Genomic DNA, 5,963 nt, shown 5'->3' with positions numbered 1-5,963 from the left:
GGTCAAACAGCGGTTCGGAGAGGCTGATTCACAGCCTCATGAATAACGCGGGTTTAGATAAAGCCTCCGTAGCTAATAGAGCAAAGCAGTCGGCAGCCAAACCATGGGTACCACAATAGTGACCCCCACTTCCGGCACTTACAAACAAATAACTGCCAGCAGTTAAACTGTAGCGATCAAGGCAATTAACCTTCACATCCTCACTAGGCTGATTGTAGAGTGTTCCCAAGTATAAAGGTGGTTCCTTTTTTAGCAGCCTAAGCTTAAGCCTGCTCCACAATCCAGGGGCAGGTAAGACAAACTCTGGTTGCGCTACCCAATGCAAGTCTGTGTGCCACATACGATCTAAACGTAAACCTCTGGATCGTTTTTTCTTGTGCTGACTTATAAATACAGTTAAAGCTCCGTTAGCTCGTGCGTGACGCAACTGAGCCTTTCTTCCAGAAGCATCAAAGACAACCACCTGAGGCCTAAACTCAGAAATAATTGTATTGACCTCAGCAATGTGGAAAGTTGGTGTTTGCTCAGTCAAATGGGTTGGATAGGGACAATCAGCATGGTAAGGAGCTTGTTTACTCAAAACAAAATTAATCTCTGAATCAGGCCAGCGGCTTTTAACTGCGTCAGCAAGAATGAGCGAACGCATATATTCACCAATACCTTTTTTTGATGACACAGGTATAAAAAGAAAACGCATTAATTTTCCACCCGGAATTTTGCCTTATCATCCTTCATGTAATTCCATTCGGCTACTGGTGTTTTCCAGTCCCCATATCGACAAGTTAAGTAACCATCAAGATCAGCTGGCACAGGATATCTCTTTCCATCAAAATCAATATAATCTAACTGGTCATAATAGATACGTGGAACCTTCTTGTATACAATCTCACTCATACCCACGGACCAATAGTAAAATTTATCATCAGCATATTTCACAATTGCATCCAGAAGAACATCACCCCGACTGATTAGCCGTTTTCGATTCCTGAACTTAACAACCCGTAATAGTCCTTTTTTCAAGACATGATGATTCTCGTTATAGTATTCGGTGCGCACTCTAAGACCTTTAAGCCAAAGCGGGAATCGACACCGCTGTAGCTTATCAGCATCACAACCATCAACAAAGAGATCTATATCATCATCCCAAGGCAGCAAGCGGCCTTCACGTGCGATTCCAAGAAGAGTACCACCATCCAGGCAATAACGGACTCCGGCCTGATCAAGCCGATCTGTAATCAAACGCAAATAGTGACGAGCCTTAATAGCCGTATCCCCTTCAAGCCGTGCATTTCCGCTCACAGTACCTCCATTGATGCTTCAACCTTTATCTATCTACTGAATACTCATATAATAGCTGATGCAATAATTTTTAGTATAAATAACTCGCACAAAAATGTTCACTCCAGATCTTGTCTGAGCATATCCAGCACTTCAAAGGCTTTAAGCAAATCCTCATGCGGAATGGATAAAAAACTCTTCAAGGATCTCTTGAGCTCAGTTGTTGATATATTCCGTGTTCTCTCAAGATAGACCACTTCACAGTGATCCTTAAGAAAATCAAACTTACCTTCCCAGTCATTACCCATGGCAAATATATCAACGTTATTAATCTGTACATCATGAATCTTTTGATCCCAGGATACTTCTGGAATTACCAGATCAACATGGCTAATTGCTGCTACTATCTCGGCACGTTGATCATAAGGAATCAGAGTTTTTTTACCCTTCTGCAGATTGAATTCATCAGTGGAAACTCCAACTATCACCCGATCAGCCATTGCACTGAGACGCTCGAGCAAGCGCAAATGACCAATGTGAAACATATCAAAGGTGCCATAGGTCAGGATAGTTTTTACTTTGGCAGCAGTTGCAATTTCAAGACTTACATCACCATTCACAATTTGCCTCATACTCAGTCAAAGGATACAAAGGATGGAGACCAATAGAAATAAGCTGACCTGCACCTGGGTAGTCCGATTTTCTGCGATCAATTTGGCTCAGCATGAACCTATAGTCTTCTGGACTGATACACACCTTATTCAAATGACGTGTCACGCTCTTTGGAATCCGTTGTGATCCATTAGAATAGGACGGGTCAGGTATTTTCCATCCAGAGCCATAATAGCTGGCAAGAAACTTTTCAGGCAAAGCAGGCGTATACACCAGCTTCCCTCGAAGCTCACCTTCTGCAACAGGTAGAAAATCTGACCGGATCAACGAGAGGCATGCTTGCTTGTGTAGCCATACTTTATCCCTTTCAAACCAAACAGGACGGACATCCAGATGCAGACCTGGTGTACTCTGATCACGTATTCTAAACAAGCGACCATTAGTATTAAAACTACAGGTAAATCCAGCCAAAACCAACTCAATAACCAATTCCATAGTTTCTTTTTTTACATCGTATGGGTTGTCTGCAAAAGAAACATAACCTGCGTCAAAGTCATCATCACCTTTTATGAAATCACCTTCACGGATAAGACCTAAGAGCGTACCATAAAGAATAAACAACTTTTTATTCAGGTGCTCCTCAAAATGCTGGCGCACACGAACATAAAGATCAAGAAAGCGATCCTGATGACCGGAAACCTCCTGATCCGTTAAAGTGAGATAACCCTTCTTGCTGATTTTTGAGCCTTGCTCAAGCCTCCTGTGAAATGATCCATCACCATGCGGTACTTGCAACTCAATACACACCGACCCACTACAAACCAGATACTCACTGGCTGAATCCTTTAATGAAAGGTGTGAAATTTTTGGTAAGTGGTCAACTACTGATCGTTTCAGGAAAAAATTGAAATGACCTTTTCTCAAGCCTCCCGCCCTAAAAGACAAAAACATAACATCCTGATCGTCAATACATACAACAATATTTTTTCTTGAACCCTTATAATTACCATTAATGAAAAACCCAGAATGTGTAACTCGTATAGAAAAGACCCCCACACTGGCAGTTAATTTTTTCTCAGTAGCAGTAGCAGAAAACGTAATATCAAAGAAAGGGTCTGAATGTGGAGATTCGCCTAAACGGTAAAGTGAGCGGTGGTATTCATATTCCCAATGTCGCTTTACATTATAAACACTTCGAATATTTAAACCATCAAGTGAGGAAAGGCATTTTGCATAGTACATTGCTGCCTGTCGATATTCCCCAGAATTATAGTAATACCGCGCAGCCCGCGCCACAATAGAACGTAGATAACGGTATCTAACCACATCAAAAAAACGATTCAAAGTATTCTCCATTATTCTATAAACTTCCGCTTCTGGTCATAACTGTACCTGAAGCCACTACTGATATACCGTAGTAAAATCTGCAGGAGCTTTAACTTTCCTCAAGAAATTTATTCAACACTTCCCTTAGTTTAGTGCTGGAGGTATGAGATGTATAAGGAAAGTAGACAATTTCAACACCTACAGCAGCAAAATCCTTTTCCATCTGACTCCATTTATCAGATCCTTTCCAGTCATCACCAACAAACATCTTGTCAAACTTAAGATTATTCCAAGCTTCCATTTTGTCCATATTCACCTGCGGCACGACTTCATCGACAAAATTGATATGCTCAACAATCTCCATACGCTCAGCAAAAGGAATAATTGGACGCTTCCCTTTTCTTGATTCACAGAGTTCATCAGTAGTGACCCCTACAATCAAATAATCACACTCTAACCTTGCGCGCTTTAGCACATTCAAATGTCCAATATGGAACAAATCGTAGACACCTGTTGTATAGCCAATTTTTTTCATAATAGACTCACCCTAATTTAAATCTCACTTACTTGAGCAATAGTTAGCAATTGGGTAAGCCATAACCCCAGCCATAACTATGTTAAAGATATAAACACCAGCATCCTGAAAGAAATTTGACGAGAACATATTTGATACCAAAAAGAAGACAATAAACACAATCGAAAAAATAAAAATCTCCGGGGGCATTACACCTGAACGCCAAGCCCTGACAATCAACCAATAAGAAAATATGAAAAGCATAAGAATCATCAAAATAGCAAAAATACCATAACGCACACCTGCCTCAAGGAATAAATTATGAATAGTGTTATTATTGTACCCATCATCTTCAAGCAACAATCTACCACCATCCCTGTCCCATCCGGCGATCGGCCGTTCCTTAATAGACTCAATACCAATATTCCAATATATAACTCTAAGGCCAAAGTTTGTTTCAGGAATAACATCAGGCTTTAATTCAGACTCAGATAGCACTTTAAGCTCATTATCAAATCTTTCATACATACTCACAAGCGGAACATGAAAAAAATACAATAAAGAAAACAATGAAAACGATGTAAAAACCAATAAAACCTTAAGCCGAGACCAGTTCAAATCTTGTGTGCTTGGTTTTTTTGCCAAAAGATAAATACAAAAAATTGCGACAACTACAAAAAAAGAAACCATTAAGGCAAGGAACACAGCACGAGTCTGTGAAGCAAATACACCAAAACCTGAATAAGCAATCAATGGCGCGAAGAAGATTAACAAAGGTAGAGCCATCCATACCCTTTTTATCTTATAAACATAAAAAGGAAGCATAACAAGAAGACCGACAAGCATAGTGCCATACATTAACCCTGTGCGCATTGGGTTAGTTCCCAGCCCAACTCGAACCCCATCCACACCTTTCATGATCTCTTTATACCCTCCACCCAAAACCCATGGCATTAATATTAAAGCGGCCATAGCACATGTCCAGAACAAGAGTATACGTACCCTGCTGGCACCCAGAATTAGAGCTAGAGGTACAAATAGCAGCTTATCAACCAAGTCGCCGGGGCTTGGTCGACTGCGTGCTTGCTCTGGGTGATCAATACTAATTAAAATCCAGCTTATAACTGAGATTAATACCATCACAACAGCAATCCAAGTGTATAGTGAAAACCTTAATCTGCCTCCAAACCATAAAAATGCTAACATTACAACAAAATAAAACAACGACTCAACATAATCAGAGTAAATATCTTTAAAAATAAATGCGGAGAACGAATAAACACAAGCTAATAACAATCCAACTATTGACAGCCAGCCCGGAATTTGGCTGCCGCTCTTATTATAAAGAATACTTTTCACTGACTCAATCATCATTAAACCGCCTAGAAATTTCTTGACCCTTCAGTACACTTGTATGCTCGCAAGGCGTATCCATGAGGCCTTATTAATTTTTCCAGGATTCTAGCATTTTTCTCTCTACTAGTAGTAAATAATAGTTTTTTTAGTGTTTATTTTTCCGTTTCAAGGCGCTTGCAGCGTGTTTCCTTTAAAACCAGCTAAGCTCTGATTGCACCTGCCAGAAGAAATCAGGAGCAGTTGTAAGGACTTCTGGGTGATGTTCAACAACCAATCGACAAGCTACTGTAGCTACTGTACAAGTGGTGGCGTAACTACAGCGTTACACAGATCAGCTGAAGACGGCAACAGGTGGTCAACCACATCAGAGGAAGGCTTGAACCCTCCCACCGCCATCTCCAGTACTGCTCGGGCTTTCCAGCAATCCAGCTCCATCTCAGCAACTTGTAATAGCTGCAAGTATTCATCAATCTGCGGCCGGGTCAAGGTTTCTTCTTCTGCTCGCATGATTTTAGGATGCTGAGTGCCGGACACATTATCACCAATCAAAAGCTCTTCATAAAGCTTCTCACCAGGGCGCAAACCTGAAAACACTATCTCAATATCACCCCCGGGGTGCTTTTCATCTTTCACTTCCAAGCCAGAAAGCTGAATCATCCGTCGTGCCAGGTGTTCAATTTTTACCGACTCACCCATATCCAGCACAAAAACATCGCCGCCCTTTGCCATTGATCCCGCCTGGATCACCAGCAAGGAAGCCTCCGGGATGGTCATAAAAAAGCGGGTAATCTCTGGATGAGTGACGGTCACCGGTCCACCGGCAGCAATCTGTTTTCTGAATAAAGGCACCACAGAACCAGAAGAACCCAGGACATTA

At 41.3% G+C, this 5,963-nt stretch carries 7 protein-coding genes; all 7 read right to left on the bottom strand.

Annotated features, from left to right (window positions below):
• Nucleotides 1–28 precede the first annotated feature (28 nt).
• Nucleotides 29–697 (bottom strand): hypothetical protein, encoded by a 669-nt coding sequence (locus tag IBX50_RS16200; RefSeq protein ID WP_292257334.1) that lies wholly within the window; start codon nt 695–697, stop codon nt 29–31.
• The gene (locus IBX50_RS16195) at nt 697–1,299 is read right to left on the bottom strand and encodes a LicD family protein (protein ID WP_292257333.1); all 603 of its coding nucleotides are present in this window, start codon (nt 1,297–1,299) and stop codon (nt 697–699) included. The genes IBX50_RS16200 and IBX50_RS16195 overlap by 1 nt, the downstream gene beginning before the upstream one ends.
• Before the next feature lie 98 nt (nt 1,300–1,397).
• Entirely contained in the window at nt 1,398–1,898 is a 501-nt protein-coding gene (locus IBX50_RS16190) for an adenylyltransferase/cytidyltransferase family protein (RefSeq protein WP_366930744.1), read from the bottom strand.
• On the bottom strand, nt 1,888–3,234 hold the full coding sequence (locus IBX50_RS16185; protein ID WP_292257332.1) for a hypothetical protein: 1,347 nt from the start codon (nt 3,232–3,234) through the stop codon (nt 1,888–1,890). Before IBX50_RS16185 ends, IBX50_RS16190 begins: the two co-directional genes overlap by 11 nt.
• A gap of 91 nt (nt 3,235–3,325) precedes the next feature.
• The gene (locus IBX50_RS16180; RefSeq protein ID WP_292257331.1) at nt 3,326–3,751 is read right to left on the bottom strand and encodes an adenylyltransferase/cytidyltransferase family protein; all 426 of its coding nucleotides are present in this window, start codon (nt 3,749–3,751) and stop codon (nt 3,326–3,328) included.
• Nucleotides 3,752–3,775: 24 nt separating this feature from the next.
• Nucleotides 3,776–5,104 (bottom strand): O-antigen ligase family protein, encoded by a 1,329-nt coding sequence (locus IBX50_RS16175; protein ID WP_292257330.1) that lies wholly within the window; start codon nt 5,102–5,104, stop codon nt 3,776–3,778.
• 273 nt (nt 5,105–5,377) lie between these two features.
• A partial coding sequence (locus tag IBX50_RS16170) for a polysaccharide biosynthesis protein (protein ID WP_292257329.1) occupies nt 5,378–5,963 on the bottom strand: 586 nt, incomplete at its 5' end.

The organism is Marinospirillum sp. (genome assembly GCF_014859565.1).
The sequence above is the reverse complement of the archived record's forward strand: the minus strand, read 5'-3'. Positions and strand labels throughout refer to the sequence as shown.